Below are 25,509 nucleotides of genomic sequence, written 5' to 3'. Positions count from 1 at the left end.
CACTTGCGCTTCCGATCTCTCGTTAGCGGGAGGCGAATTCTACAGCGTTACTCGCTGCTGTCAACACCTCTTTTACACCGCTTTCGACCGAGAAGATCGAATCGTTAAAAGAGCCAAACAACGCCGCCCTTTCAACTCCTTCTGGGCTTCGATGACCTGAAGCAACTCGTTGCCGAAAACCGCATAACTCTTTGTTTACCAAGGAGTTTTCCGTTTCGACTGCGCCGGAAGTGGGGCGAATTATAGACGTCCAGAATCTGCCGTCAACTCTTAATTGAGCTTTTCTATCAAACGCTTGCTGATCGCCGTAAACAGCCCGCTCCCTCTCTATATAGGAGAGTAAAACCACTCCTCCCCTATAGAAGAAATCCTCAGAGCACCCCGGCCTCTTTGAGCGCCGCCACAGCGCCAGCATCCAGACCCAACACCCGCTGCAGAACCTCCAGCGTATGCTCTCCTAATAGAGGAGGCGCATTGCGATACTCCACAGGCGTTTCCGACAGACGAATCGGACTCGCCACTTGCGGCACCATCCCGGCCAGCACATGGGGTAGCTCGATCGCCAACCCGCGCGCCTTAACCTGAGGATCCGCAAACATCTGAGCCAGATCATTGATCGGCCCACACGGCACACCTGCCTGCTCCAACTGCAGCACCCACTCAGCAGTCGTCTTGAACACAGTCGCCTGGCGAATAAGTGGAATCAACACCGCACGATTCGCCACCCGCAACTTGTTGGTCGCAAAGCGTGGGTCATCTGCCCACTGCGGCTGACCAGCCACTTCAGCGAACTTGCGAAACTGTCCGTCATTACCCACGGTGAGGATGAAGTCTCCATCCGCCGTAGGAAAGTCCTGATAAGGCACGATATTCGGATGAGCATTGCCCAGGCGCTTCGGAGCATTACCCGTAGTCAGGTAATTCATTGCCTGGTTAGCCAGACAAGCCACCTGAACATCCAACAGCGCCATATCAATATGCTGGCCGCCACCGTCATGATCCCGATGCGCAAGCGCTGCAAGGATCGCTACAGTCGAATAGAGACCGGTCAAAATGTCCGTCAGCGCCACGCCGACTTTCACCGGCCCAGCGCCCTCATCCCCTTCGGGTCGCCCCGTCAGACTCATCAGTCCGCCGAGCCCCTGGATCATGAAGTCATAACCCGCGCGCTTGGCGTAAGGGCCCGTCTGGCCAAACCCGGTAATCGAGCAATAGATCAGATTCGGATTGATTGCCTTTAAAGACTCATAGTCCAAACCATATGCCGCCAAACCACCGACCTTGAAGTTTTCAATCAGGATGTCTGACTTGGCCGCCAATTCACGCACCAGCTTTTGCCCCTCTGGGCGCGTGAAGTCGATGGTGACCGATTGCTTGTTGCGATTGGCCGACAAGTAATAGGCGGCCTCGCTAGTGTTCTCGCCATAAGCGTCTTTAAGGAAGGGAGGGCCCCAGGCGCGCGTGTCATCGCCATTGCCCGGGCGCTCGACCTTGATCACTTCGGCGCCAAGGTCAGCCAGGATCTGTCCGGCCCACGGCCCGGCCAGAACCCGCGATAAATCCAGTACCCGTAGATGCGAAAGCGCGCCCATGGCCGTTCTCCTATTAATAGAACGCCTGGATGCCAGTCTGCGCACGACCGAGGATCAGCGCATGGACGTCATGCGTACCTTCATAGGTATTCACCACTTCCAGGTTGACCAAGTGACGAGCAACACCGAATTCATCGGAAATACCGTTACCGCCCAGCATGTCGCGCGCCATGCGAGCAATGTCCAGAGACTTGCCGCAGGAGTTACGCTTCATCATCGACGTGATCTCGACCGCCGCAGTACCCTCATCTTTCATACGTCCCAGACGCAGGCAGCCTTGCAGCGCCAGGGTGATTTCAGTCTGCATGTCGGCCAGCTTCTTCTGGATCAGCTGAGTAGCAGCCAACGGGCGTCCGAACTGCTGACGATCCAGGGTGTATTGGCGAGCGGTGTGCCAGCAAAATTCGGCGGCTCCCAGCGCCCCCCAGGAAATGCCGTAACGTGCCGAGTTGAGGCAAGTAAAAGGACCTTTCAAACCACGGACATCCGGGAAGATGTTCTCTTCGGGGACAAACACGTTGTCCATGACGATCTCGCCGGTGATGGATGCACGCAGACCAACCTTGCCGTGAATCGCAGGAGCACTCAGGCCCTTCCAGCCTTTCTCCAGAACGAAGCCGCGGATGTCGCCGGCATCGTCCTTGCCCCAGACCACGAACACATCAGCGATCGGACTGTTGGTGATCCACATCTTGTTGCCGGTCAGGCTGTAGCCGCCTTCTACTTTGCGCGCACGAGTAATCATCGCGCCTGGGTCAGAACCGTGGTTAGGCTCAGTCAGACCGAAGCATCCAATCCATTCGCCTGAAGCCAATTTCGGCAGGTACTTCTGCTTCTGGGCTTCGGTACCAAATTCATTGATCGGCACCATGACCAGCGAGGACTGCACGCTCATCATCGAGCGGTAGCCGGAGTCGACGCGCTCGACTTCACGGGCTATCAGGCCGTAGCTGACGTAGTTCAAGCCGCTTCCACCATACTGCTCAGGGATGGTAGCGCCCAACAGACCTATTTCGCCCATCTCGCGGAAGATTGCCGGATCGGTCTTTTCATGGCGGAAAGCTTCGAGAACACGCGGCGCGAGCTTCTGCTGAGCGAATTGCTCAGCGGTGTCGCGGATCATGCGTTCTTCTTCGGTGAGCTGTTGATCCAGCAGCAGGGGATCGATCCAGTTGAAGCTAGCTTTACCGCCCATGAGTGTGTCCTCTCGAATCGTGTCAAATAACGTGGGCTGATCCTAGGCCGGGTTCCGCGTTACGGCAAACGAGGATTTTGCATACTGTTGTGCTACTTTCTCACTCCGAAACATCGCAAAGTAGCTTTTATGCAATGTATTAGTGAGGTTGACGTACATGCGCAGGAAAATCCCCAGCACAACGGCCCTGATCAGCTTTGAAGCGGCAGCTCGCCACGAAAGTTTTACCAAGGCTGCTCAGGAGCTTTCGCTCACTCAAGGCGCCATTTGCCGACAGATCGCCAGCCTTGAGGAGTTCCTCAGCGTAGAACTGTTCCGTCGCTCGCGACGTGGGGTCAAACTGACGGAGGCCGGTCTTTCCTACAGCCGCCGGGTGGCAACCCAGCTCGATGCCGTTGAACGGGACACCTTGTCAGTGATGGGCCAGCAAGGTGCCAACGTGATCGAGCTGGCGGTGGTTCCAACCTTCGGCACTCAATGGCTGTTGCCACGACTCAAGGATTTCCAGCAAAAACACCCGGAAGTGACGGTCAACCTCACTAACCGAACGCGGCCGTTCCTGTTTGCCGACACCGACTTCGATGCCGCGATCTATTTTGGCGACGCGGACTGGTCGGGTACTGAATCCCACAGGCTGATGGGCGAGAATCCGATGCCGGTATGCAGCCCCAGTCTCATGAGGAACAAGACAACCTTGTCTCCCGGCGACATCGCCGAATTCCCCCTGCTCCAACAGACCACCCGTCCTTATGCCTGGCGCCAGTGGTTCAACGCCCAAAACCTTAATATCCCTCGAGACATGACAGGGCCGCGCTACGAGCTATTCTCCATGCTTGCCCAAGCGGCCATGCACGATATGGGAATAGCGTTGATTCCACCGTTCCTGATTCAACGTGAACTGACCGAGAAGCGCCTGGTCATTGCCAACGCCCAGGCGCTATCAAGTATCAAGGCGTATTACTTGATGATTCCCGAGCGAAAGGTCGAATCGGCCTCTTTAAGGGCATTTCGCGATTGGCTGATCAATCAGGCACAGAGCTACAGCCTAGAAGGATAAAGACTTCGCTTGATTAACTGACTACGTAGTCAATAAAACAAAAGCACTACAGATATAAGTATTTGTCGCATATTCAAAAACTGTACCGACAAGCAGTACAAACGTCCCACAAGGCCCTGAAGACGTGGCATTGAGCCTCTATTTCAGAGCAATAACGACTCATTCATCTGACCGATGTGTAAATTCTTCAATTTTCACAAAAACCTTTACAAGGCACGGCCTGCAAGGGATTGAATCGGTTAGTTGCGACATTCGGTCACGGGGTGACTTGTAGTTAATTTTCCGTCACCCGTCATAAACTCTTGAAGGGCACTAAGTTCGCCTGCAAAATGCCGCGCCCCGCCCTGATTTGGCGGGATCGTGCTGATCGGCCGCCCCAGCCGCACCATCCGAAGTGCCTGGGTTTACTCAATAAGATCACGCAGGAGATTTGACGTGCACATTGGTGTTCCTCTCGAAACCCAGACGGGTGAAACACGGGTTGCTGCAACCCCGGAAACCATCAAGAAGCTGATCGGCCAGGGTCATAAGGTCACTGTGCAAAGCGGCGCGGGTACTAACGCCAGCGTTGTCGACAGAGCCTATGAAGCGGCAGGCGCAATTATTGGCAGCGCCAACGATGCGTTTGGTGCCGAGCTGATTCTCAAGGTGGTCGCCCCCAGCGACAGCGAACTGCTGCTCATAAAGAGCGGCACCGTTGTGGTGGGCATGCTCAACCCGTTCAGCAATGAAACCATTGCCAAGCTGGCCGAGTGCGGCATTACCGCTTTCGCACTGGAGGCCGCGCCGCGCACCTCCCGAGCCCAGAGCCTGGATGTGCTGTCCTCCCAAGCCAACATCGCCGGCTATAAAGCCGTGTTGCTGGCTGCTCACCATTATCCTCGCTTCATGCCGATGCTGATGACCGCTGCAGGTACCGTGAAAGCGGCGCGCGTGCTGATTCTCGGCGCTGGCGTGGCCGGCTTGCAGGCGATCGCTACGGCGAAACGTCTGGGTGCAGTGATCGAAGCGTCTGACGTACGCCCTGCGGTAAAAGAGCAAATCGAATCCCTCGGCGCCAAGTTCGTCGACGTACCGTATGAAACCGAAGAAGAGCGCGAATGCGCCGTCGGTGTCGGCGGTTACGCGCGTCCAATGCCCGCGAGCTGGATGCAACGTCAGGCCCTGGCCGTGCACGAACGCGCCAAGCAGGCTGACATTGTCATCACCACCGCACTGATCCCAGGTCGCAAGGCGCCGACGCTTTTGAGCGCGGAGACTGTGGCGCAGATGAAGCCGGGCTCGGTGGTCATCGACCTCGCGGCAGCCCAGGGCGGTAACTGCCCGTTGACCGTGGCTGACCAGGTGGTCGTCGAGAATGGCGTGATCATTTGCGGCCCGACCAACCTGGCCGGCGCAGTCGCGGCAGACGCTTCGGCACTGTATGCGCGCAACCTGCTGGACTTCCTGAAGCTGGTCTTCAACAAAGAAGGCCAGTTCGAGATCAACCTCGAAGACGACATCGTCGCCGCGTGCCTGATGTGCCGCGACGGCCAAGTCATCCGCAAAAACGCCTAAGCAGGGATTCAGACGATGGAAGAGCTTATCTCCCCCGGTATCTACAACCTGATCATCTTCGTGCTGGCGATTTATGTCGGTTATCACGTGGTCTGGAACGTTACACCTGCACTGCACACGCCTTTGATGGCGGTAACCAACGCGATCTCGGCGATCGTGATCGTTGGCGCCATGCTGGCCGCGGCGTTGACCGTGACGCCACTGGGCAAAACCATGGGCACCCTGGCGGTAGCGCTGGCGGCGGTCAATGTATTTGGTGGCTTCCTGGTGACCCGCAGGATGCTTGAGATGTTCAAGAAAAAAGCCCCAAAAGCGGTAAAAGAAGAGGCGTCCAAGTAATGAGCATGAATCTCGTCACGACGCTCTACTTGATCGCGTCGATCTGCTTCATCCAGGCCCTGAAAGGCCTGTCGCACCCGACTACGTCGCGGCGCGGCAATGTGTACGGCATGCTCGGCATGGCGCTGGCAATCCTCACCACAGTGGGCCTCGTCTATAAGCTGGGCGCACTCTCTTTTGGGCAAGGCGGGGCCACCGCCGGCATCGGTTACGTCATCGTAGGTCTGTTGGTCGGCGGTACCGCCGGGTCGATCATGGCCAAGCGCGTTGAAATGACCAAAATGCCCGAACTGGTCGCCTTCATGCACAGCATGATCGGTATGGCCGCAGTGTTCATTGCCATCGCTGCTGTCGTTGAACCGCAATCGCTGGGTATCGTCAAGCAACTGGGCGATGCGATTCCTGCCGGTAACCGCCTGGAGCTGTTCCTCGGCGCGGCCATCGGTGCAATCACCTTCTCCGGCTCGGTAATCGCCTTCGGCAAGCTGTCGGGCAAGTACAAGTTCCGCCTGTTCCAGGGCGCACCCGTACAGTTCGGCGGCCAGCACAAGCTGAACCTGCTGCTGGGTCTGGCGACACTGGCGCTGGGCATAACCTTCATGCTCACCGGCAATCTCAGTGCCTTCGCGCTGATGCTGGCCCTGGCCTTCGTGCTGGGCGTGCTGATCATCATCCCGATCGGCGGCGCAGACATGCCGGTGGTGGTGTCGATGCTCAACAGCTACTCCGGCTGGGCAGCGGCAGGTATCGGCTTCTCGCTGAACAACTCGATGCTGATCATCGCCGGTTCGCTGGTAGGTTCGTCCGGTGCGATCCTCTCGTACATCATGTGCAAGGCGATGAACCGTTCGTTCTTCAACGTACTGCTCGGCGGTTTCGGCAACACACCCGATGCGGCCGGCCCAGCCGGTTCGAAAGAAGCCCGCCCGGTGAAATCCGGCTCGGCTGACGACGCAACCTTCCTGCTGACCAACGCCGACACCGTGATCATCGTTCCGGGTTATGGCCTGGCGGTGGCACGCGCCCAACACTCACTGATGGAACTGGCGGAGAAGCTGACCCACCGGGGCGTCACCGTGAAGTTTGCGATCCACCCGGTGGCTGGTCGGATGCCAGGGCACATGAACGTCCTGCTGGCCGAGGCCGAAGTGCCTTACGAGCAAGTGTTCGAGATGGATGACATTAACTCCGAGTTCGGTCAGACCGACGTGGTGCTGGTGCTCGGCGCCAACGACGTGGTCAACCCGGCCGCGAAGAACGACCCAAAATCGCCAATTGCCGGCATGCCGATACTCGAGGCCTATAAAGCCAAGACCGTGATCGTCAACAAGCGCTCGATGGCCAGCGGCTATGCCGGTCTGGACAACGAGCTGTTCTACCTCGACAAAACCATGATGGTCTTCGGCGACGCCAAGAAAGTCATCGAAGACATGGTTAAAGCCATCGAGTAAAACCTGCTCCAGCGCAATACCCAACACCCCAGCCTTTAGTAGGCTGGGGTTTTTTATTGCCTGCCAAAACCCGACCAAAGGCTCTAAATCAGGACTCTGCATTCGACCATGGTAGCGGGAGGAATTTTTTTGAAATCACTAGACTGCACACCTTGCTTTCGTTGCCCGAGATAACAATCCATGTACCGTGATCGTATTCGCTTGCCTTCGTTGTTGGATAAAGTGATGAGCGCCGCTGACGCTGCCGCACTGATTGAGGACGGCATGACCGTCGGCATGAGTGGTTTCACTCGCGCCGGCGAAGCCAAAGCCGTGCCCCACGCATTGGCCGAACGCGCCAAAATCACCCCGCTGAAAATCACGCTGATGACCGGCGCCAGCCTGGGCAATGACCTCGATAAACAGCTCACCGAAGCCGGCGTATTGTCACGACGCATGCCCTTCCAGGTCGACAGCACCCTGCGCAAGGCCATCAACGCCGGCGAAGTGATGTTCATTGATCAGCATCTTTCGGAAACCGTGGAGCTACTGCGCAATCAGCAGCTCAAACTGCCGGACATCGCGGTGATTGAGGCAGTGGCGATCACCGAACAAGGTCACATCGTTCCGACCACATCGGTCGGCAACTCGGCCAGCTTCGCGATATTCGCCAAACAGGTGATCGTCGAGATCAACCTGGCGCACAACCCGAATCTCGAAGGACTGCACGACATCTATATCCCGACCTATCGGCCGACGCGCACGCCGATCCCGCTGGTAAAGGTCGACGATCGCATCGGCAGCACCGCCATCCCGATTCCGCCAGAAAAAATCGTCGCAATCGTGATCACCAATCAGTCCGACTCGCCGTCCACCGTACTGCCGCCGGACGTTGATACCCAAGCCATTGCCGAGCACCTGATCGACTTCTTCAAGCAGGAAGTGGCTGCCGGACGCATGACCAACAAGCTCGGCCCGCTGCAGGCCGGGATTGGCAACATCGCCAACTCGGTAATGTGCGGCCTGATCGACTCGCCGTTCGAAGACCTGACGATGTACTCCGAAGTGCTTCAGGACTCGACCTTCGACCTGATCGACGCCGGCAAGCTGAGCTTTGCTTCGGGCAGTTCAATCACTTTGTCGAGCCGTCGCAATACCGATGTTTTCGGCAACCTTGAGCGCTACAAAGACAAACTGGTCCTGCGTCCGCAAGAAATCTCCAACCACCCGGAAGTGGTGCGCCGGCTCGGCATCATCGGCATCAACACGGCGCTTGAATTCGACTTGTACGGCAACGTCAACTCCACCCACATCTGCGGTACGCGGATGATGAACGGCATCGGCGGCTCGGGCGACTTTGCGCGCAATGCACATTTGGCGATCTTCGTAACCAAATCGATCGCCAAGGCCGGCGCGATTTCCAGTGTGGTGCCGATGGTCAGCCACGTTGATCACACGGAGCATGACGTCGACATCCTTGTCACCGAGATCGGTCTGGCGGACTTGCGTGGCCTGGCGCCGCGAGAACGCGCTCGGGTCATCATCGACAACTGCGTGCACCCGGACTATCGCCAAGCCCTGGATGACTACTTCACAGCCGCGTGTGCACTCGGCGGACATACGCCGCATATCCTGCGTGATGCCCTGAGCTGGCACATAAACCTGGAAGAAACCGGGCGGATGCTCGCGGTGTAATTAGTACAGATAGCAGCTGACGCAAACACAGTTTCGTCAGCTCACTGTTGCCAAACCAAATACCGAGCAAAACTGTACTGCTGTACTGGTCCTTTTCTACCGCAAGCGCCTACCTTTCCGAGCCAATCCGCCAATAACGCACCATATGAGTGCAGACAAGTACAGTTGTGTCAATTTCGACCAGTACACCACCCTTTAACAGTTAACTGGTCCCTCACAATACAAGTGAACTGTATCTAGAGAGACTGGCCAAACGAGAGGATCATTGGCATCAGTTAAACCACTACCTAATCCCGCCATAAGCGGAAGGATGTCAACCATGGAACGTACACTCAGTTCCGAGCTGTTTTTCGAAGACAACGCTGTAAAAACCCAGGCTTCCACGCCTCTTCGCGTTCTCGCCAACTTGATGCTGTGGCAGCGCCGCATCTCCAGCCGCCATCAACTGGCTCGTCTGGATTCGCGTCTGCTGGCTGACGCAGGGATTAGCGAAGCACAACGCTACGAAGAGCTGAGCAAGCCGTTCTGGCGCTAAGTTAGCGTCGCTGGCTCTGACCCACCAGGTCGACCGCCAGCACTCCAAATTGAAAAAATAAAGCCCGTCGTGGGAAACCACGACGGGCTTTGTCGTTTTGCACCCTCAACAGCGGTCAGACAGTAAAGCCCTCGCCTAGCAGGTACAGTTTTTATATCGATACAAATAAACCAGTACAATTTAAACGCAGTGTGTTTGTTGTGTAGGAAGGGACGGGATCACCATGAAATCCCGAACTGCCCGCAAAAGGACCGCGCCGTGAATCACTTACGGGATGCCTGGCGCTAACTTCCTGCTTGAACAGACAGGATTGTTCGAATAGACACTCATAGGCCTACTATCCAAATGAAACGTGGCGAACGCGGCATGATTGACGTCTGACTCAACAGACACTGCGCCACCTCTCAATCAGTCCCCCCATAGGAGTTTCACCATGTCCCGTCTTCGTCTGCTCAGCGCTGCAGCCCTGCTTGCCGTGGCCGCCAATTCCCACGCCACCAGCTTTATCGTGACCACCGATGCCGTCGTCGGCGCACTCAAGGCCACGTCCGATGCGACCTCCGATGTCACTTCTTCCTTTCGCGATGACAAAATCGTACGCGCCGCCCGTGATGACGCCGCCAGCTTCGTAGCCAGCGAAGGCGCCATTCGTGGCGTCAAACTGGAAAGCGCACTCGACCATATTCGCCACCAGGCACCTCAGTTGAACGCGACTGACGCACAACTGGCGCAAGCCATACTGACTATCTAAGCGTCACCACTGACGAGGGACACGCCCGCCGTGTCCCTCGTTTCGGCGCTGGCTCTAGACCGGGCGTTGCGCTAGCCTTGCGACTCACCTTCATCTATCGAGTCTCATGCGTTCTCTTTCAAATCTGTTGATCTCTCCGCTTTTCGTGGCCACCTGCTGGATGGGCTCGGCCCATGCCTATGACGCCTTCAATCTGTCGACACAAGGCATAGTGGCTACCGGCTACGCCACAAGCATGGTGACCTCCGCCCCCTTCGACCGTAAGCTGCTGGTCGCGGCACAAGATGACGCCGCGGCGTTCATCGCCAGCGACGGCCAACTACGAGGAGCACAACTGGAGTCCGCGCTGATTTATCTGCGCCGGACCCAGCCAAAACTTCGTGCCAGCGACCTTGAACTGGCGCAGGCAATTCTCGTCCAATAGTTATCCTTGTTCTTGCGGAGTCGTTCCATGCGTAGCCCTCTGATTGTTGCCGCCCTTGGCTTGCTGTTGTTAGCCGGTGTGGCCCAGGCGCACACCCTGGTCGCCACCAGTAACATCATCATCAATGCCACCCAACGCACGCTTGATTTCACTTCCGATACCACGACCTCCATCCGTGACTCGAAGATCGTTCGTGAAGCCCACGACGATGCGGCCAGTTTCGTCGCCAGTGATGGCAAGATTCGTGGCGCGCACCTGGAATCGGCCTTCAACACGTTGCGCACCCGCGTACCGGAAGCTCGCGACGCCAGTGATCAAGTTCTCGCCGAAGCCATCCTCGCACTGTGAGGTCGCGAGGCGTCTGGCTGTTAGCGGGGGTCATGTTGCTGCTCAGCAACACGGCCCAGGCCGACTTGCAATTAAGGCTCAAGACTGACGGTCTCAGCCCCGCTCAACAGCAGGCCAGTCAGGCGCTGCTCGATGAAGCCATGCAGGCGCTGCCGCCGCGGTTCATCAAGCATCTCGACCGACGCATCGATGTCGGCTGGACCGATGACATGCCAAGTAACGCTTACGGCCAGGCGTCGCTGGTGTCTGAACTCGACCTGAACCGCAACCTGCTTGCCAGCCTCACTGACGGCAGCGCCGCGACCAAAAAGACTTATCGTCCCCATGGCACCGTGCGCCGCGAAATGCTTGCCACGGTGTTGCACGAACTCACCCATATCTATGACCGCTCGCGCCTGTGGCCAGACGCGGAGCGCACGCTGATTCAGCACTGCACCCGGCGCAACAGCAGCTCAGGGCTGATTGGCATTCCCGATCAATGCCGCGGCCAGCCCGACCGGCGCTTTACGCTCAGCGACGACCCGCACCTGCTCGATCTCGCCGGCTGGCCACAGTATGTCGGCCGTCGGGGCGAGCGCGAACAGCACAACCGGCAAATTGCCCGCAGCCCGGACATTTACGAAACGAGCAGCCCCAAAGAGTTCGTCGCGGTCAACATGGAATATTTCCTTCTCGACCCGGCCTACGCCTGTCGCCGTCCTGCGCTGTACCGCTACTACAAAGAACATTTCGGCTGGGCGCCCGCCGCTAAAGATGCGTGTGCCAAAACCTTCTCCTTCCTCAATGCCGGCAACGACTTCGCCAAAACACCATTAGGCCAGGTCGATCCGAAACAGGTCTACGCCGTCGACTATCTGTTGGCTGAAGCCAACCAGAACTGGGTCAGCCGTTGGGGCCACAGCATGTTGCGGCTGGTGATTTGCGCACCCGGTCGCCCCCGCGGGCCGGATTGTCGGCTGGATCTGGATCAACATCTGGTGTTGTCCTACCGCGCCTTCGTCGGTGACGTACAACTGTCGAGTTGGGACGGACTGGTGGGCAAATATCCGTCACGCCTGTTTGTCCTGCCGCTGGCCCAGGTGATCGACGAATACACCAAGACCGAACTGCGCAGCCTGGCCTCGGTGCCGCTGAACCTGTCGCGCAGCGAAATCGAAGACGTTGTGGAGCATGCCGCTGAAATGCACTGGAGTTACGACGGCAACTACTTCTTCCTGTCCAACAACTGCGCGGTAGAGGGCCTGAAGTTACTGCGTAGTAGTACCAATAATACAAAACTGGTCGGCTTAGACAGCATCACGCCCAACGGCTTGCTGGAAGTGCTCAAAGGCCGAGGACTGGCGAACACCAGCGTGCTGGATGACCCCCGCGAAGCGCTGCGTCTGGGCTATCGATTCGACTCCTTCCGCGATCGTTACCAAGCGATGTTCGAAGTGCTGAAGAAGCATTTGCCGATCAAACAGGAAAAGGTCGAAGACTGGCTCTCCCTCAAAGCTCAAGAGCGCCGACAATGGATCGACCAAGCCGATTTGCGCACCAGCGCAGCATTACTGCTACTGGAGCAGGCAGCCTTCCGCCAACAATTGGTGTTGGCCCAGGACGAAGTAAAGCAGCGCTATTTGGGCGCTCGGGAATTGAAGAACGGCGGCATGGACAAGGCCAACGCAACGTTGCAGCAAATTCTTGCCAACAGCGGCTTCCTCAGCCGCCCGGCGGAGCTGCTTGGCACCGGTGGTTATGGATTGCCGCAGCCGAGTGAGTGGCAGCGTCTGGAGTCGGAAAGCAGCCTGCGGCAGAAGCAGCTTCAGGCACTGACAGGCGATCTGGACAAAGAAGTGAGAGCGCTGCTCGAACCGAGCCGTGCGGCCGAAATGGCCGCCAATGAAGCCAACCTGAAGCAGGTTGGCGAGCATCTGAGGACGTTACACAAGGCTGCGGGCGGGTTGGAGTTGCCATAAACAACAGGCTTCATGGCTAATCCGCGAAGCCTTCAATACTTGCCTGCTATTCAAAGTACCCCTTCGAGAATTTCATAAACGATCCCGGTTCCTACGGCGATCAACACAATGTCGCCGCCCGCACGGCGCCATTCGTACCCTCGGTAATACGGCAGCCGGCCCAACGCCCGGTTATCGAGGCGTTCGCCGTAATAGCCGTGAGGCAACGGTCGGCCACGCACCAAATGAATACCCGGAGGTGGCGGCGCACCGCGTACGAAATAGCCACGGTTGTCGTGGATAGTCTGGCGCACCGGGCCGAAGTCCCGTGGCGGAGGGCCGCCGCGATGATTGTCTCCGTGGTTTTCGTAGTGCCCTTGTTGCGGGCCGCCGCGGTCGTGATTGTCGCGTTGAGCAGCACTCGCACTCAGCAACGGGGCGGCGCTGAGCATCAGCACACCCAGGCTGGCAATCAGACGTTTCGGCATTTTCATAGGGTCTTTCCTCACTGCACATACAGCAAAAAGGGCTCCAGAACGTAGTCCTGAAGCCCTCGGTCTTGCTATTTAGTCCGTACCGCGAGGCTCTAATTCCTCTGTATCAGGAACTTTACCTTCAGCTGACGCGGGCTTTACGCACGCCGTCTGCCAGAGCCGAGCAAAGACTCAACACGCCATCAACTGCCTGTTCGGGCGTCGAGGCATTGGCGATGTGATCGATCAACGCTGAACCCACTACCACACCGTCCGCGAGGCGAGCGATGGACGCCGCTTGCTCCGGTGTACGAATACCGAAACCGATGCTGATCGGCAGATCAGTATGGCGACGCAGACGGGCAACCGCTTCTTCAACGTGTTCCAGCGTTGCCGCACCGGCACCGGTCACACCGGCGACGGACACGTAATAAACGAAGCCGGAGCTACCGTTCAGGACGGTCGGCAGACGTACATCATCTGTGGTCGGAGTAGTCAGACGGATGAAGTCCAGACCGGCAGCCTGGGCCGGGTCGCACAGTTCGCCATTATGCTCGGGCGGCAAGTCGACCACGATCAGACCGTCAACACCCGCCTCTTTGGCATCGGCGATGAAGCGCGGCACGCCGTACATGTGGATCGGGTTGAAGTAGCCCATCAGCACCAGCGGCGTCTCGGTATTGCCTTCACGGAACTCGCGAACCATTTGCAGGGTTTTTGCCAGGTTCTGCTTGGCGCCGAGGGCACGGATATTGGCCAACTGAATTGCAGGGCCATCGGCCATTGGATCAGTGAAGGGCATGCCCAACTCGATCACGTCGGCACCAGCGCCGGGCAAGCCTTTGAGGATCGCCAGAGAGGTGTCATAGCTCGGGTCGCCAGCGGTCACGAAGGTCACGAGGGCGGCACGATTCTGTACCTTGAGTTCGGCAAAACGCGTTTGCAGGCGGCTCATCAGTGTTTCTCCTGCTTCGATTGTTCCATGTGGTGCATCACGGTTTGCATGTCTTTGTCGCCACGACCGGACAGGTTGACCACCATCAGGTGATCTTTTGGCAGGGTTGGTGCGCGCTTGAACACTTCGGCCAGGGCATGGGCGCTTTCCAGTGCCGGAATAATCCCTTCCAGGCGGCAGCATTTGTGAAACGCGTCGAGGGCTTCGTCGTCGGTTACCGAGGTGTACTGGACGCGGCCGATGTCATGCAACCAGGCGTGTTCCGGGCCGATGCCTGGATAGTCGAGGCCGGCCGAGATCGAGTGAGCGTCGATGATCTGACCATCGTCGTCCTGCAACAGGAAGGTACGGTTGCCATGCAGCACGCCCGGTACGCCGCCGTTCAGGCTGGCTGCGTGTTTACCGGTTTCGATGCCGTAACCTGCCGCTTCAACACCAATGATCTCGACGCTCTTGTCGTCGAGGAACGGGTGAAACAGGCCCATGGCGTTGGAGCCGCCACCGATGCACGCCACCAGGCTGTCTGGCAGACGACCTTCCTGGTCTTGCAGTTGAGTACGGGTTTCTTTGCCGATGACAGCCTGGAAGTCGCGAACCATCGCAGGATAAGGGTGCGGACCAGCCACAGTGCCGATCAGGTAGAAAGTGCTGTCGACGTTGGTCACCCAGTCACGCAAGGCCTCGTTCATCGCATCTTTCAGGGTGCCGGTCCCGGCCACGACCGGGATCACTTCGGCGCCCAGCAGCTTCATGCGAAATACGTTGGCCTGCTGACGTTCGATGTCAGTGGTGCCCATGTAGATCACGCAATCGAGACCAAAACGCGCAGCCACGGTGGCGGTCGCCACACCGTGCATGCCGGCGCCGGTCTCGGCGATGATGCGTTTCTTGCCCATGCGCCGCGCCAGCAGGATCTGGCCGATGCAGTTGTTGATCTTGTGCGCGCCGGTGTGGTTCAGCTCTTCGCGTTTGAGGTAAATCTTCGCGCCGCCGCAGAACTCTGTCAGACGTTCAGCAAAGTACAGTGGGCTTGGACGACCCACGTAGTCGCGCTGGAAGTAGGCCAATTCTTCTTTGAATGCAGGATCATCCTTGGCCAATTCGTATTCACGGGCCAGATCGAGGATCAACGGCATCAGGGTTTCAGCGACGTAACGGCCGCCGAACGCGCCGAACAGGCCGTTAGCGTCGGGGCCGTTGCGCAGATTAGTCTGGGTCATGGGTCGCTCCAGTGGAATGCGTGGGATGATGCTTTTGAAGAGAGAGTGGGCGTCACTCTACCCCTGACGCCCCAAGCTGAAAACCGATAAGATCGCCGCAACCTGTCAGGAAAACTCACCAATAACATGAGCCATGATCTTCCCCCGTTGAACGCCCTTCGGGCCTTCGAAGCGACTGCCCGCCTGAACAGCGTCAGCAAGGCGGCCAAACAGCTGCATGTCACCCATGGCGCGGTCAGCCGGCAACTCAAAGTGCTTGAAGAACACTTGGCCGTGAGCCTGTTCATCAAGGATGGACGCGGCCTTAAACTCACAGATGCCGGCATTCGTTTGCGCGATGCCAGCGGTGAGGCGTTCGAGCGTTTACGGACTGTTTGTGCAGAGCTGACTCAAAGCACCGCCGATGCACCGTTCGTACTGGGTTGCTCGGGCAGCCTGTTAGCACGCTGGTTTATTCCCAGGTTGGGACGATTGAATGCCGACCTGCCTGACCTGCGCCTGCACCTGTCGGCTGGCGAGGGTGATCTCGATCCACGTCGCCCGGGGCTGGACGCCTTGCTGGTGTTTGCCGAGCCACCGTGGCCAGCGGACATGCAGGTTTATGAGTTGGCAAGCGAACGGATCGGCCCGGTCATGAGCCCCCGATTCACGGGCTACGAACGACTGCAAAACGCTCCGCCCGCAGCGCTGCTGAGCGAGCCATTGCTGCACACCACCTCTCGCCCTCAGGCCTGGCCAAGCTGGGCACAACAAAGCGACCTCGACGCCAAAGCGTTGAAGTACGGGCAGGGTTTCGAGCATTTGTATTATCTGCTGGAGGCCGCAGTGGCTGGCTTGGGTGTGGCGATTGCGCCCGAGCCGCTGGTGGCCGAGGACTTGAAGGCCGGCCGCCTGGTTGCGCCATGGGGCTTCAGTGAAACCCCGGCGCAACTGGCGTTGTGGCTACCCAAGCGCGCCGCAGACGGGCGAGCTCGGCAACTGGCGCAGTGGCTCAAAAACGAGCTGCGCCAGACGGATTAGTCACCGCGTTTGAACAGCAGATAAGCCGCGAGCAGACCCAATGCACCGACCGCCACACCCGCAGTCGTCCACGGGTGTTCCTGGGCGTAGTCTCGCGTGGCAATCCCGGTTTCACGGGTTTTGACTTTGACTTCTTCGTACGCATCGCTGAGCAGATGGCGCGAATGCTTCAGCGCGTTCTCGGCGTTGCTTTTCAAGGCGTTAAGGGTTTTACGCGACTCGTCCGAGGCGTCGCCCTTCAGGTTTTCCAAAGACTTCAGCAGACTCTCGATTTCGGCTTCCATGCTTTGCAATGAGGCTTTACGTAAAGAGGTGTTGGCCATGGTGGCTCTCCTGCATTGATTGAGTTGCGTGTGTTGGTTGGGACTTCAGGGGTTCGAGAAAGTGCAGTAAATCTGAACTTCCACTTCGGACTGGCCGACAGAAGTAATACGAAAAATCACTGCTAGGCTGTATTTCACACCCTGAGGAGAACGCCATGACTGACCATCACACCTACAAGAAAGTCGAACTCGTCGGCTCGTCCACCAGCAGTATTGAAGACGCCATCAACAACGCGCTGGCCGAGGCCAGCAAAAGCCTCAAACATATGGAATGGTTTGAAGTAACCGAAACCCGCGGGCACATCAAGGACGGTAAGGCAGCGCACTTTCAGGTGACGCTCAAAGTCGGGTTCCGGATTGCCAGTAGCTGAGGTTGAGCTAATCTTCTAAGCCTGCGCGCTGGCCGAGCGCCATAGGGATTGGCAAAGCGCTACATATGTAAATCCGGCTGATTGCTGGGTGCCCCTATTGATCCGACCAGGGAATGCGACCGATGAAGAATTTTATTTTGGCGGTGGGCTTGTTGAGTCTCGCGGGAACAGCCCTGGCTGAGGGCAAGTCGTGCGAAGAGCTGAAAGCCGAAATCACAGCGAAACTTGATGCCAAGGGCATTTCTAATTACTCACTGGAAATCGTTGATAAAGGCGCTGCCGCTGACGGCAAAATCGTCGGCACTTGTGAAAAAGGTTCCAAGCAAATCCTCTACAAGCGGGGCTGACCTCGCTCGGAAATGAACAAGCCGACGCAATGACGTCGGCTTTTTTGTGTTCGCTGTTTGAGTGTCAGCCCTTCATGACCTGGGCCAGCAGCTCGTAGGAGTGCACGCGATCGGCATGTTCGTACAGATCGCAAGTAAAAATCAGCTCGTCCGCCTGGGTCTGCTCAATCAGCACTTGCAGTTTGGCGCGGATTTTCTGCGGACTGCCAACCATGGCCAGGCCAAGGAAATCGCCAACGGCTGCTTTTTCATGAGGCAGCCACAGGCCGTCCATGGTTTTTACCGGTGGACGTTGCACCAGGCTCTGGCCACGCATCAGGGCGAGAATCCGCTGATAGACCGACGTCGCGAGATAATCGGCCTGCTCGTCGGTGTCAGCAGCCACCAGCGGCACACCGAGCATTACGTAGGGCTTATCCAATATTGCTGAAGGCTTGAAGTGGTTGCGATAGACGCGAATGGCCTCATGCATCAAGCGCGGTGCGAAATGTGAAGCGAAGGCGTAGGGCAAACCGCGTTCACCGGCCAGTTGTGCACTGAACAGGCTGGAGCCCAGCAGCCAGACCGGGACATTAGTCCCCGTGCCGGGCATCGCGATGATCCGTTGGTCCGGGGTCCGCGGGCCGAGGTAACGCATCAGTTCGGCAACCTCTTCCGGGAAATCGTCGGCGCTGCCAGAGCGTTCACGACGCAAAGCGCGGGCGGTCATCTGATCGGAACCGGGCGCACGGCCCAGGCCCAGGTCGATCCGGCCCGGGTACAGACTTTCGAGCGTGCCGAACTGCTCGGCGATAACCAGCGGCGCGTGATTAGGCAGCATCACACCGCCCGAGCCAACACGAATGGTCGAGGTGCCGCCAGCCAAGTAGCCGAGCAGTACCGAAGTCGCCGAACTCGCAATGCCATCCATGTTGTGGTGTTCGGCAACCCAGAACCGGTTGTAGCCAAATTTTTCGACGTGCTGAGCCAGGTCCAGAGAATTGCGCAGCGACTGTGCCGCGCTGCCGTTCTCCCGCACGGGCACCAGATCGAGGGTCGAGAACTTGATATCGGACAGTCGTTTCATAAGCCTGCTTCTCCAATTGAGGGCGCAGGTTTTTTCTTACAAACGAAAACCTGCCGAATCTATAAGCGTGATTCATGCAATGAGGGCATATACCCGAGTTTCAATGGCAGAGCCAAAATTCCTACGAAACAAGAAGACCGATCAGATCAGGTGAACTTTGCACCACGGTCTATCCTCAGAACCCTAGCAACCGAAAACCACTAAGGCGCGACGCTTCGCGCCGGATCTTGAGGAGGCATTCATGGCTATCACAAAGAAAGCATCGGCTCATTGGGAAGGTGACCTGAAAACCGGCATCGGCTCGATTTCTACGGAAACCGGTGTCCTCAGAGAAGCGCCCTACGGCTTCAAGGCGCGCTTCGAAGGCGGCAAGGGCACCAATCCGGAGGAGTTGATCGGCGCTGCGCACGCCGGCTGCTTCTCCATGGCATTTTCAATGATTCTCGGCGATGCCGGTCTCAAGGCTGACAGCATCGATACCGATGCCGAAGTGACCCTGGACCAGGTGGACGGCGGGTTCGCGATCACAGCAGTTAAATTGATCCTCAAAGCGAAGATTCCTGGGGCGACTCAGGCTCAATTTGAGGAATTGAGCAATAAAGCCAAAGAAGGCTGCCCGGTTTCCAAGGTGCTGAATGCGAAAATCAGTCTGGATGCAACATTGATCAGCTGATAGGGAGTTGTCGCGCTCCCCGATAAACGATCGCAGCCTCGACGGGCTGCGATCTTTCTTGCGCTAAAACAAAACCTGACTGGCGAGAGTGTGGTCGAATAAATGACAGCAGCTAAAACGCATCATCGTGCGCGCTGCCTCAAAGGAGCTTCAACCATGAAACGTTTTGCCTTGGCGGTTATCTGTTGCGCGCTGGCCACATCGGCCCTGGCGGCACCGAAACCCTGTGAAGAACTCAAGGCCGAGATTGAAGCCAAGATCCAGGCCAATAACGTCTCGTCTTACACGCTGGAAATCGTCACCAACGACGAAGTACACGATCAGAATATGGTCGTTGGCTCGTGCGAAGGCGGCACGAAGAAAATCATCTATCAGAAGAACGACCGCTGATTCACCTCACATGAGGCAATAAGATTCTCGATCTTCCGCGACGATTTCACGCTTGGCGTTGTACAACCGAGCGCCGGGGCTGAACGCTATCGAGCGGCCTTCCAGCACATAACGCTGTCCGGCTTCGAAATGATCGTAGTTGATGGTCAGGTAGCATAAACGTTCCGAGGGGCCGTTCATCATGCCCATGCCACCACCGCTGGGCACTTCAAAGTCGAATCGAACGATCAGCTCATGGCTACCGGGGCTGACCTGGAAAAAACGCCCGTCGCGCAATCGCTGATTGTCCAGTCGTTCGGCCATCAGCAATTTATCGTTGGGAAATGGCGTAGAAAACTCGACCCAGGCCATCTGCGGATTAACCGCTGGCAACGGGCTCTGACAGCCAGCAACGATGCTTGCCGCGAGTAACAGCGTTAACCTGCGCATGATGATTTTCTCAAGGACTAGTCTTTTAGAATAACGCCGATCAGGTGCGTTGGCAGCCTGCGGGTACGCCCTGGCCAATCACTTTTCGCTGCTGATCATAGAGCTTTGCCCACGGCCGAAAACCAATATTCCCCGCGTGCAACTGATACCGCTCGCCGGCATTGAAGCCCTGGAATTTCACGTTCAACTGGCAATCACGCCATAGTGGCTCGGCGTCTGGTCCGATGTTGGTGGGTGCGACCGGGAATTGGTAACGGACCGTCAACTCATGGCTACCTGGCTGAACCTCGAAATAGCGCTTGTCGGTGGCGGCCTTGTCATCGACTTCCAGCGCTTGCAGCACGGTGTCTTGCTGCTTCGAGTCCAGGTCGATCCACGCTTGCGCCGGATCATGGGGGGGTAATCCGAATCCAGCACAACCTGCCAGCATCAACAGGCTTCCTGTCAGCATCAACGTGCGCATAGCGGAGCTCCAGTCAGGCGGGATAGTCTTGCGGGCAGACTCTCCAAGGATGATTCATTTTGATCAGGCCGCTTCCAAGCCTTGGGTTACTTGATCGCGTTTTACGCATTTTGTTTCCGGGTGTGTTGTTTTTGTTTCTCAACGGTTGCGCCGGCGTCAGCTATTACGGCCAATTGGCCGGTGGTCAGCTGCAATTGCTGCGGGCACGCGAGCCGGTTTCCAGAGTGATTGCCGATCCCGGTCGCGATCAATTATTGCGTGCGCACCTGACTCAATCGCAAAAGGCCCGCACCTTCGCCAGCCAACAGCTCCAACTGCCAGATAACCAGAGTTACCGTTTGTACGCCAACATTGGCCGGCCATTCGTAGTCTGGAACGTGTTTGCCACGCCAGAATTTTCCCTGACACCACAGAACCATTGCTTCCCGATCGCCGGTTGCGTCGCCTATCGCGGTTATTACAGTCAGAGCGCAGCCCGCGGTGAGGCTGCGTTGCAACGATTGCAAGGCATGGACGTGTCAATCGGTGGCGTCGAGGCTTATTCCACGCTCGGCTGGTTCAACGATCCGATTATCAGCTCGATGATGGCCTGGGGTGACGAACGATTGGCTACGCTGATCTTCCATGAACTGGCGCATCAACGCTTTTATGTGAAGGACGACACCGAGTTCAATGAGTCTTTCGCCACTTTCGTCGAGCAGGAAGGCACCCGCCAATGGCGTGCATTTCGCGGCTTGGCGCCGGACAGCGGCGCGAAGGTGCAGCAACGGGACCAGTTCATTCAATTGGTTCTGGATACCCGCACGCGACTCAAACGGCTGTACTCCCTGCCCCTGCCCGCCGACCAGATGCGCCAGCGCAAAGCCGACGAATTCGAACGATTGCGGGGCGAATACCGGCAGCTGCGCGACAGCCAATGGGCTGGGGAAAAACGCTATGACGCGTGGATCAATGCGCCGATGAACAATGCCCGTCTGTTGCCGTTTGGGCTGTACGACCAATGGGTACCGGCGTTTTCGGCGTTGTTCAAACAGGTGGGTGGGGATTGGATAAGGTTTTATGCGGCAGTCGAGCAGCTTGGTGCGCTGTCGGCGGGTGAGCGCAAGGCGGCATTGAATGCTTTGGCTCAATTGAAAAGTCTCGGCGGCTGATCGGGCCTCATCGTCGGATCGCCGCCCGGAGCAAGCTCGTGTGGCGGTTTAGTTAACGCCGTAAAAACGCCTGATGCAGCTCTTCTATCGTCTCGAAGTGCCAGGTCGGGGCCTCGGCGCTCAACTCTTCCCGGCTGCCAAAACCATAACCAACAGCCGCCGCATCCAGCCCGTTACTGCGAGCACCGATCAGGTCGTGTTTACGGTCACCGATCATCAGGGTGCTGGCCGGGTCCAGGCTTTCTTCGGCCATCAAGTGGGCGATTAGCTCGACTTTGTTGGTCCGGGTTCCATCCAGTTCGCTGCCATAGATCACTTTGAAGTGCTTGGCGAAGTCGAAGTGCCGGGCAATTTCCCGAGCAAAAACCCACGGTTTGGACGTCGCGATGTACAGCTGTCGCCCTTGCCCGCCGAGGGTTTCCAACAAGGGTGTGACGCCGTCGAATACGCGGTTTTCATACAGACCGGTGACCTTGAAGCGTTCGCGATAGAAGTTGACCGCGTCCCACGCCTTGGGCTCGTCGAAATCGTAGAACTGCATGAACGCCTGCAACAACGGCGGGCCAATGAAGTGTTCAAGTTTGCTCAGGTCGGGCTCATCGATGCCCAGTTTGCTCAAGGCGAACTGGATCGAACGGGTGATGCCCTCGCGTGGATCGGTCAGGGTGCCATCGAGGTCGAACAATACGGTTTGGTAATGCATGTTGAATCCTGAATAAGGGCGCAGGGTCAGAGTTGGTCGTAGCCTTCAGCCAGATGCAAATTCTTGAGCTTCACGTAGTTCGCCGCGCTGTAGGTGAAAAAAGCTTTTTCTTTGTCAGTCAGTGGCCGAATCTGCTTCACCGGGCTGCCCACATAAAGGAAGCCGCTTTCAAGGCGTTTGCCCGGCGGCACCAGACTGCCAGCGCCAATGATCACCTCGTCGTCGACCACCGCACCGTCCATGACGATACTGCCCATGCCGATCAGAATGCGATTGCCCACGGTGCAGCCGTGGAGCATGACTTTATGCGCGATGGTCACATCGTCACCAATCAGCAGCGCAAAGCCCTCGGGATTGAACGGCCCGGCGTGGGTGATGTGCAGCACACAGCCGTCCTGCACGCTGGTGCGTGCACCAACGCGGATGCGGTGCATGTCGCCACGAATCACGGTCAGCGGCCAGACCGAGCTGTCTTCGCCGATTTCGACGTCGCCGATCACCACCGCCGAACCGTCGACAAAGGCGCCTTTGCCGAGCAACGGCGTGTGGTTCTGATACTTGCGAAGGGTCACGATAGGCTCTCTCTCTTTTGCTGATAGCTGCGGTGAGCGTCGATTGTAATTAAGATGGCGCAATGTTTCTTCCAGCCAAGGTGCCAACCGTGAGCGTGAACAACCCTCTTTTGCAGTCCTACGACCTGCCGCCGTTCTCGGCGATCCATGCCGAACACGTACAACCGGCCATTGAACAGATCCTGGCTGACAACCGCGCCGCCATTATCGAGATCCTCAAAACCCAGACCAAACAACCGACCTGGACCGGCCTGGTGCTGGCGATGGACGAGCTCAATGATCGTTTAGGCGCCGCCTGGAGCCCGGTCAGCCACCTGAACGCCGTGTGCAACAGCGCCGAATTGCGCGAAGCCTACGAGTCCTGCCTGCCGGCCTTGAGCGCCTACTCCACCGAATTGGGCCAGAACCGCGAGTTGTTCGAGGCATTTGAAGCGCTGGCGAACAGTCCCGAAGCTGCCGGTTTTGAGGTGGCGCAGAAAACTATCCTGGAACACTCCCTGCGTGACTTCCGTCTGTCGGGTATCGACCTGCCTGCGCCTGAACAAAAGCGTTACGCCCAAGTGCAGAGCACATTGTCGGAGCTGGGCAGCCGCTTCTCCAACCAACTGCTCGATGCCACTCAGGCCTGGACCAAGCACGTCACCGATGAAGCCGCCCTCGCCGGCCTGACCGACTCGGCCAAGGCGCAAATGGCCGCGGCGGCACAAGCCAAAGGTCTGGAAGGCTTCCTGATCACACTTGAATTTCCAAGCTACTACGCGGTGATGACCTACGCCCAGGACCGCGCCCTGCGCGAAGAAGTCTACGCCGCCTACTGCACCCGTGCCTCGGACCAAGGCCCGAATGCAGGCCAGAATGATAACGGCCCGGTCATGGAAGAAATCCTCGACCTGCGTCAGGAACTGGCCAAGCTACTAGGGTTCGCCAGTTTCTCGGAGCTGAGCCTGGCCACCAAAATGGCCGAATCCAGCGATCAGGTCCTGAGTTTCCTGCGCGATCTGGCCAAGCGCAGCAAACCGTTCGCCGCCCAGGATCTGGAACAGCTCAAGGCTTACGCCGCCGAACAAGGCTGTCCGGACCTGCAAAGCTGGGACAGCGGTTTCTACGGTGAAAAACTTCGCGAGCAGCGCTACAGCGTCGCCCAGGAAACCCTTCGCGCTTACTTCCCGATCGACAAAGTGCTGGGCGGTCTGTTCGCTATCGTCCAGCGTCTGTACGGTATCGAAATCGCTGAACTGAAAGGCTTCGACACCTGGCACCCGGATGTTCGCCTGTTCGAAATCAAGGAAAACGGACAGCACGTCGGTCGCTTCTTCTTCGACCTCTACGCCCGCGCCAACAAACGCGGCGGTGCCTGGATGGACGGCGCCCGCGACCGTCGCCGCACGATCAGCGGCGTATTGCAGAGCCCGGTGGCGAACCTGGTGTGCAACTTCACCCCGGCCGACAGCGGCAAACCGGCCCTGCTGACCCACGATGAAGTGACTACCCTGTTCCACGAATTCGGTCACGGTCTGCATCACCTGTTGACCCGCGTTGAACACGCCGGCGTATCCGGCATCAACGGCGTGGCCTGGGATGCGGTCGAGCTGCCAAGCCAGTTCATGGAGAACTGGTGCTGGGAGCCGGAAGGTCTGGCGCTGATCTCCGGTCACTACGAAACCGGCGAGCCACTGCCTCAGGACTTGCTGGAAAAAATGCTCGCCGCGAAGAACTTCCAGTCCGGCCTGATGATGGTTCGTCAGCTGGAATTCTCGCTGTTCGACTTCGACCTGCACGCCACCCACGGCGACGGCCGTAGCGTGGCGCAGGTACTGGAAGGTGTGCGCGACGAGGTGTCGGTCATGCGTCCGCCCGCCTACAACCGTTTCCCGAATAGCTTTGCGCACATCTTCGCCGGCGGTTATGCGGCGGGCTACTACAGCTACAAGTGGGCTGAAGTGCTGTCGGCGGATGCCTTCTCCAAATTCGAAGAAGAAGGCGTGCTCAACGCCAAGACCGGCCGTGCCTTCCGCGAAGCGATCCTGGCGCGCGGTGGCTCCCAGGAACCGATGGTGCTGTTCGTCGATTTTCGCGGACGCCCGCCATCGATTGACGCACTCTTGCGCCACAGCGGCCTGAGTGAGGTCGCGGCAGCATGAGCGAGGGGCCTGTGAAGACGAAAAAACGCTTTATCGCCGGGGCAGTCTGCCCGGCCTGCAGCGAGCCGGATAAGTTGATGATGTGGAACGAAGACGAAGTCCCGCATCGCGAGTGCGTGGCCTGTGGCTATTGCGACACGCTAAATGAACAAGGCCTGTCGGTACCCAAGGAAATGGGAACGCGGGTCAACACCTCGGCGCTGAAAGTGCCGGACGCCAAGGTTCAGGCTGTGCAGTTTTTCCCTAACCCGAAGCTAAAGAAAAAGCCTGACGAGCAACATTGAGCCAACGCCACCTTCCAGTCCTGAACGGATTGGAAGGTGCGATCTATTGTAGTGGTCAACTAATCCCG

At 57.8% G+C, this 25,509-nt stretch carries 29 protein-coding genes; 18 read left to right on the top strand and 11 right to left on the bottom strand.

Going from position 1 to position 25,509, the window contains the following annotated elements:
* Positions 1-371: 371 nt before the first annotated feature.
* Entirely contained in the window at positions 372-1,592 is a 1,221-nt protein-coding gene (locus ACXPVS_RS15780) for a CaiB/BaiF CoA transferase family protein (protein ID WP_458510759.1), read from the bottom strand.
* A 13-nt stretch (positions 1,593-1,605) separates the two neighbouring features.
* Positions 1,606-2,787 (bottom strand): acyl-CoA dehydrogenase, encoded by a 1,182-nt coding sequence (locus ACXPVS_RS15775; protein ID WP_123369330.1) that lies wholly within the window; start codon positions 2,785-2,787, stop codon positions 1,606-1,608.
* Between the two features lie 157 nt (positions 2,788-2,944).
* On the opposite strand from ACXPVS_RS15775, the gene ACXPVS_RS15770 reads away from it, so the two are divergent.
* The 10 genes from ACXPVS_RS15770 (at position 2,945) to ACXPVS_RS15725 (ending at position 12,881) form a co-directional block, all read left to right on the top strand.
* Complete coding sequence (locus tag ACXPVS_RS15770; RefSeq protein WP_458510758.1) at positions 2,945-3,844, top strand: LysR family transcriptional regulator; 900 nt, start codon at positions 2,945-2,947, stop codon at positions 3,842-3,844.
* A gap of 435 nt (positions 3,845-4,279) precedes the next feature.
* Positions 4,280-5,401, top strand: coding sequence for a Re/Si-specific NAD(P)(+) transhydrogenase subunit alpha (locus ACXPVS_RS15765; protein WP_458510757.1), 1,122 nt, complete (start codon positions 4,280-4,282; stop codon positions 5,399-5,401).
* A 15-nt stretch (positions 5,402-5,416) separates the two neighbouring features.
* Positions 5,417-5,740, top strand: coding sequence for an NAD(P) transhydrogenase subunit alpha part 2 (locus tag ACXPVS_RS15760; protein ID WP_017335806.1), 324 nt, complete (start codon positions 5,417-5,419; stop codon positions 5,738-5,740).
* Positions 5,740-7,191 (top strand): NAD(P)(+) transhydrogenase (Re/Si-specific) subunit beta, encoded by a 1,452-nt coding sequence (locus ACXPVS_RS15755; protein WP_458510756.1) that lies wholly within the window; start codon positions 5,740-5,742, stop codon positions 7,189-7,191. Before ACXPVS_RS15760 ends, ACXPVS_RS15755 begins: the two co-directional genes overlap by 1 nt.
* Before the next feature lie 180 nt (positions 7,192-7,371).
* Complete coding sequence (locus ACXPVS_RS15750) at positions 7,372-8,865, top strand: acetyl-CoA hydrolase/transferase family protein (RefSeq protein WP_458510755.1); 1,494 nt, start codon at positions 7,372-7,374, stop codon at positions 8,863-8,865.
* A gap of 319 nt (positions 8,866-9,184) precedes the next feature.
* Entirely contained in the window at positions 9,185-9,400 is a 216-nt protein-coding gene (locus tag ACXPVS_RS15745) for a DUF1127 domain-containing protein (RefSeq protein ID WP_008154465.1), read from the top strand.
* Between the two features lie 433 nt (positions 9,401-9,833).
* Positions 9,834-10,151, top strand: coding sequence for a DUF2388 domain-containing protein (locus tag ACXPVS_RS15740; protein WP_008044656.1), 318 nt, complete (start codon positions 9,834-9,836; stop codon positions 10,149-10,151).
* A 106-nt stretch (positions 10,152-10,257) separates the two neighbouring features.
* On the top strand, positions 10,258-10,575 hold the full coding sequence (locus ACXPVS_RS15735) for a DUF2388 domain-containing protein (RefSeq protein WP_458510754.1): 318 nt from the start codon (positions 10,258-10,260) through the stop codon (positions 10,573-10,575).
* 27 nt (positions 10,576-10,602) lie between these two features.
* Positions 10,603-10,923 (top strand): DUF2388 domain-containing protein, encoded by a 321-nt coding sequence (locus tag ACXPVS_RS15730; protein WP_458510753.1) that lies wholly within the window; start codon positions 10,603-10,605, stop codon positions 10,921-10,923.
* Positions 10,924-10,955: 32 nt separating this feature from the next.
* The gene (locus ACXPVS_RS15725) at positions 10,956-12,881 is read left to right on the top strand and encodes a DUF7844 domain-containing protein (RefSeq protein ID WP_458510752.1); all 1,926 of its coding nucleotides are present in this window, start codon (positions 10,956-10,958) and stop codon (positions 12,879-12,881) included.
* Between the two features lie 50 nt (positions 12,882-12,931).
* On the opposite strand, the gene ACXPVS_RS15720 is transcribed toward ACXPVS_RS15725, so the two are convergent.
* The 3 genes from ACXPVS_RS15720 to trpB all read right to left on the bottom strand — a co-directional run bounded on the left by ACXPVS_RS15720 (position 12,932) and on the right by trpB (position 15,508).
* The gene (locus ACXPVS_RS15720) at positions 12,932-13,354 is read right to left on the bottom strand and encodes an anti-virulence regulator CigR family protein (protein ID WP_458510751.1); all 423 of its coding nucleotides are present in this window, start codon (positions 13,352-13,354) and stop codon (positions 12,932-12,934) included.
* Positions 13,355-13,475: 121 nt separating this feature from the next.
* Complete coding sequence (trpA, locus tag ACXPVS_RS15715; protein ID WP_458510750.1) at positions 13,476-14,288, bottom strand: tryptophan synthase subunit alpha; 813 nt, start codon at positions 14,286-14,288, stop codon at positions 13,476-13,478.
* Positions 14,288-15,508 carry a tryptophan synthase subunit beta gene (trpB, locus tag ACXPVS_RS15710; RefSeq protein WP_008152527.1) on the bottom strand — a complete coding sequence of 407 codons (1,221 nt, stop codon included), beginning with the start codon at positions 15,506-15,508 and terminating at the stop codon, positions 14,288-14,290. The genes trpA and trpB overlap by 1 nt, the downstream gene beginning before the upstream one ends.
* 126 nt (positions 15,509-15,634) lie before the next feature.
* On the opposite strand from trpB, the gene ACXPVS_RS15705 reads away from it, so the two are divergent.
* On the top strand, positions 15,635-16,528 hold the full coding sequence (locus ACXPVS_RS15705; protein ID WP_458510749.1) for a LysR family transcriptional regulator: 894 nt from the start codon (positions 15,635-15,637) through the stop codon (positions 16,526-16,528).
* Here the strand turns inward: ACXPVS_RS15705 and ACXPVS_RS15700 are convergent.
* Complete coding sequence (locus ACXPVS_RS15700) at positions 16,525-16,851, bottom strand: DUF883 family protein (protein ID WP_458510748.1); 327 nt, start codon at positions 16,849-16,851, stop codon at positions 16,525-16,527. The genes ACXPVS_RS15705 and ACXPVS_RS15700 overlap by 4 nt on opposite strands.
* A gap of 155 nt (positions 16,852-17,006) precedes the next feature.
* Between ACXPVS_RS15700 and ACXPVS_RS15695 the strand changes: the two genes are divergently transcribed.
* Both ACXPVS_RS15695 and ACXPVS_RS15690 read left to right on the top strand, forming a co-directional pair.
* Positions 17,007-17,222, top strand: coding sequence for a dodecin (locus ACXPVS_RS15695; RefSeq protein WP_140665528.1), 216 nt, complete (start codon positions 17,007-17,009; stop codon positions 17,220-17,222).
* A 122-nt stretch (positions 17,223-17,344) separates the two neighbouring features.
* A complete protein-coding gene (locus tag ACXPVS_RS15690) occupies positions 17,345-17,569 on the top strand; it encodes a DUF1161 domain-containing protein (protein WP_458510747.1) in 225 nt (74 codons plus the stop codon).
* 64 nt (positions 17,570-17,633) lie between these two features.
* Here ACXPVS_RS15690 and ACXPVS_RS15685 read toward each other — a convergent pair whose 3' ends face one another.
* Positions 17,634-18,635, bottom strand: a complete 1,002-nt coding sequence (locus tag ACXPVS_RS15685) for an LLM class flavin-dependent oxidoreductase (protein WP_458510746.1) — start codon at positions 18,633-18,635, stop codon at positions 17,634-17,636.
* A gap of 241 nt (positions 18,636-18,876) precedes the next feature.
* On the opposite strand from ACXPVS_RS15685, the gene ACXPVS_RS15680 reads away from it, so the two are divergent.
* Both ACXPVS_RS15680 and ACXPVS_RS15675 read left to right on the top strand, forming a co-directional pair.
* On the top strand, positions 18,877-19,308 hold the full coding sequence (locus ACXPVS_RS15680) for an OsmC family protein (RefSeq protein ID WP_458510745.1): 432 nt from the start codon (positions 18,877-18,879) through the stop codon (positions 19,306-19,308).
* A 156-nt stretch (positions 19,309-19,464) separates the two neighbouring features.
* Complete coding sequence (locus ACXPVS_RS15675) at positions 19,465-19,698, top strand: DUF1161 domain-containing protein (protein WP_458510744.1); 234 nt, start codon at positions 19,465-19,467, stop codon at positions 19,696-19,698.
* Between the two features lie 6 nt (positions 19,699-19,704).
* Here ACXPVS_RS15675 and ACXPVS_RS15670 read toward each other — a convergent pair whose 3' ends face one another.
* On the bottom strand, positions 19,705-20,127 hold the full coding sequence (locus tag ACXPVS_RS15670) for a PA0061/PA0062 family lipoprotein (protein ID WP_458510743.1): 423 nt from the start codon (positions 20,125-20,127) through the stop codon (positions 19,705-19,707).
* A 40-nt stretch (positions 20,128-20,167) separates the two neighbouring features.
* Complete coding sequence (locus ACXPVS_RS15665; protein ID WP_458510742.1) at positions 20,168-20,590, bottom strand: PA0061/PA0062 family lipoprotein; 423 nt, start codon at positions 20,588-20,590, stop codon at positions 20,168-20,170.
* Between the two features lie 59 nt (positions 20,591-20,649).
* Between ACXPVS_RS15665 and ACXPVS_RS15660 the strand changes: the two genes are divergently transcribed.
* The gene (locus tag ACXPVS_RS15660; protein WP_458510741.1) at positions 20,650-21,741 is read left to right on the top strand and encodes an aminopeptidase; all 1,092 of its coding nucleotides are present in this window, start codon (positions 20,650-20,652) and stop codon (positions 21,739-21,741) included.
* 52 nt (positions 21,742-21,793) lie between these two features.
* Here the strand turns inward: ACXPVS_RS15660 and ACXPVS_RS15655 are convergent, their stop codons facing one another.
* Entirely contained in the window at positions 21,794-22,444 is a 651-nt protein-coding gene (locus ACXPVS_RS15655) for an HAD family hydrolase (RefSeq protein ID WP_458510740.1), read from the bottom strand.
* A gap of 26 nt (positions 22,445-22,470) precedes the next feature.
* Positions 22,471-23,016 carry a gamma carbonic anhydrase family protein gene (locus ACXPVS_RS15650; protein WP_458510739.1) on the bottom strand — a complete coding sequence of 182 codons (546 nt, stop codon included), beginning with the start codon at positions 23,014-23,016 and terminating at the stop codon, positions 22,471-22,473.
* Positions 23,017-23,078: 62 nt separating this feature from the next.
* Between ACXPVS_RS15650 and prlC the strand changes: the two genes are divergently transcribed.
* Positions 23,079-25,157: an oligopeptidase A gene (gene prlC, locus ACXPVS_RS15645; RefSeq protein ID WP_458510738.1), complete on the top strand. Its 2,079-nt coding sequence runs from the start codon at positions 23,079-23,081 to the stop codon at positions 25,155-25,157.
* Positions 25,154-25,441, top strand: a complete 288-nt coding sequence (locus ACXPVS_RS15640; RefSeq protein WP_458510737.1) for a YheV family putative zinc ribbon protein — start codon at positions 25,154-25,156, stop codon at positions 25,439-25,441. Before prlC ends, ACXPVS_RS15640 begins: the two co-directional genes overlap by 4 nt.
* Positions 25,442-25,509: the final 68 nt, after the last annotated feature.

The sequence above is a fragment of the Pseudomonas sp. Ma2-10 genome (assembly GCF_054330215.1).
Note: the sequence above shows the minus strand (reverse complement) of the source record. Positions and strands in the feature narration are given on the sequence as shown.

Coding starts and splice junctions, on each gene's coding strand:
- ACXPVS_RS15780 (WP_458510759.1), bottom strand. CDS start 1,592: ATGGGCGCGCTTTCGCATCTACGGGTACTGGATTTATCGCGGGTTCTG.
- ACXPVS_RS15775 (WP_123369330.1), bottom strand. CDS start 2,787: ATGGGCGGTAAAGCTAGCTTCAACTGGATCGATCCCCTGCTGCTGGAT.
- ACXPVS_RS15770 (WP_458510758.1), top strand. CDS start 2,945: ATGCGCAGGAAAATCCCCAGCACAACGGCCCTGATCAGCTTTGAAGCG.
- ACXPVS_RS15760 (WP_017335806.1), top strand. CDS start 5,417: ATGGAAGAGCTTATCTCCCCCGGTATCTACAACCTGATCATCTTCGTG.
- ACXPVS_RS15755 (WP_458510756.1), top strand. CDS start 5,740: ATGAGCATGAATCTCGTCACGACGCTCTACTTGATCGCGTCGATCTGC.
- ACXPVS_RS15750 (WP_458510755.1), top strand. CDS start 7,372: ATGTACCGTGATCGTATTCGCTTGCCTTCGTTGTTGGATAAAGTGATG.
- ACXPVS_RS15745 (WP_008154465.1), top strand. CDS start 9,185: ATGGAACGTACACTCAGTTCCGAGCTGTTTTTCGAAGACAACGCTGTA.
- ACXPVS_RS15740 (WP_008044656.1), top strand. CDS start 9,834: ATGTCCCGTCTTCGTCTGCTCAGCGCTGCAGCCCTGCTTGCCGTGGCC.
- ACXPVS_RS15735 (WP_458510754.1), top strand. CDS start 10,258: ATGCGTTCTCTTTCAAATCTGTTGATCTCTCCGCTTTTCGTGGCCACC.
- ACXPVS_RS15730 (WP_458510753.1), top strand. CDS start 10,603: ATGCGTAGCCCTCTGATTGTTGCCGCCCTTGGCTTGCTGTTGTTAGCC.
- ACXPVS_RS15725 (WP_458510752.1), top strand. CDS start 10,956: ATGTTGCTGCTCAGCAACACGGCCCAGGCCGACTTGCAATTAAGGCTC.
- ACXPVS_RS15720 (WP_458510751.1), bottom strand. CDS start 13,354: ATGAAAATGCCGAAACGTCTGATTGCCAGCCTGGGTGTGCTGATGCTC.
- trpA (WP_458510750.1), bottom strand. CDS start 14,288: ATGAGCCGCCTGCAAACGCGTTTTGCCGAACTCAAGGTACAGAATCGT.
- trpB (WP_008152527.1), bottom strand. CDS start 15,508: ATGACCCAGACTAATCTGCGCAACGGCCCCGACGCTAACGGCCTGTTC.
- ACXPVS_RS15705 (WP_458510749.1), top strand. CDS start 15,635: ATGAGCCATGATCTTCCCCCGTTGAACGCCCTTCGGGCCTTCGAAGCG.
- ACXPVS_RS15700 (WP_458510748.1), bottom strand. CDS start 16,851: ATGGCCAACACCTCTTTACGTAAAGCCTCATTGCAAAGCATGGAAGCC.
- ACXPVS_RS15695 (WP_140665528.1), top strand. CDS start 17,007: ATGACTGACCATCACACCTACAAGAAAGTCGAACTCGTCGGCTCGTCC.
- ACXPVS_RS15690 (WP_458510747.1), top strand. CDS start 17,345: ATGAAGAATTTTATTTTGGCGGTGGGCTTGTTGAGTCTCGCGGGAACA.
- ACXPVS_RS15685 (WP_458510746.1), bottom strand. CDS start 18,635: ATGAAACGACTGTCCGATATCAAGTTCTCGACCCTCGATCTGGTGCCC.
- ACXPVS_RS15680 (WP_458510745.1), top strand. CDS start 18,877: ATGGCTATCACAAAGAAAGCATCGGCTCATTGGGAAGGTGACCTGAAA.
- ACXPVS_RS15675 (WP_458510744.1), top strand. CDS start 19,465: ATGAAACGTTTTGCCTTGGCGGTTATCTGTTGCGCGCTGGCCACATCG.
- ACXPVS_RS15670 (WP_458510743.1), bottom strand. CDS start 20,127: ATGCGCAGGTTAACGCTGTTACTCGCGGCAAGCATCGTTGCTGGCTGT.
- ACXPVS_RS15665 (WP_458510742.1), bottom strand. CDS start 20,590: ATGCGCACGTTGATGCTGACAGGAAGCCTGTTGATGCTGGCAGGTTGT.
- ACXPVS_RS15655 (WP_458510740.1), bottom strand. CDS start 22,444: ATGCATTACCAAACCGTATTGTTCGACCTCGATGGCACCCTGACCGAT.
- prlC (WP_458510738.1), top strand. CDS start 23,079: ATGTTTCTTCCAGCCAAGGTGCCAACCGTGAGCGTGAACAACCCTCTT.
- ACXPVS_RS15640 (WP_458510737.1), top strand. CDS start 25,154: ATGAGCGAGGGGCCTGTGAAGACGAAAAAACGCTTTATCGCCGGGGCA.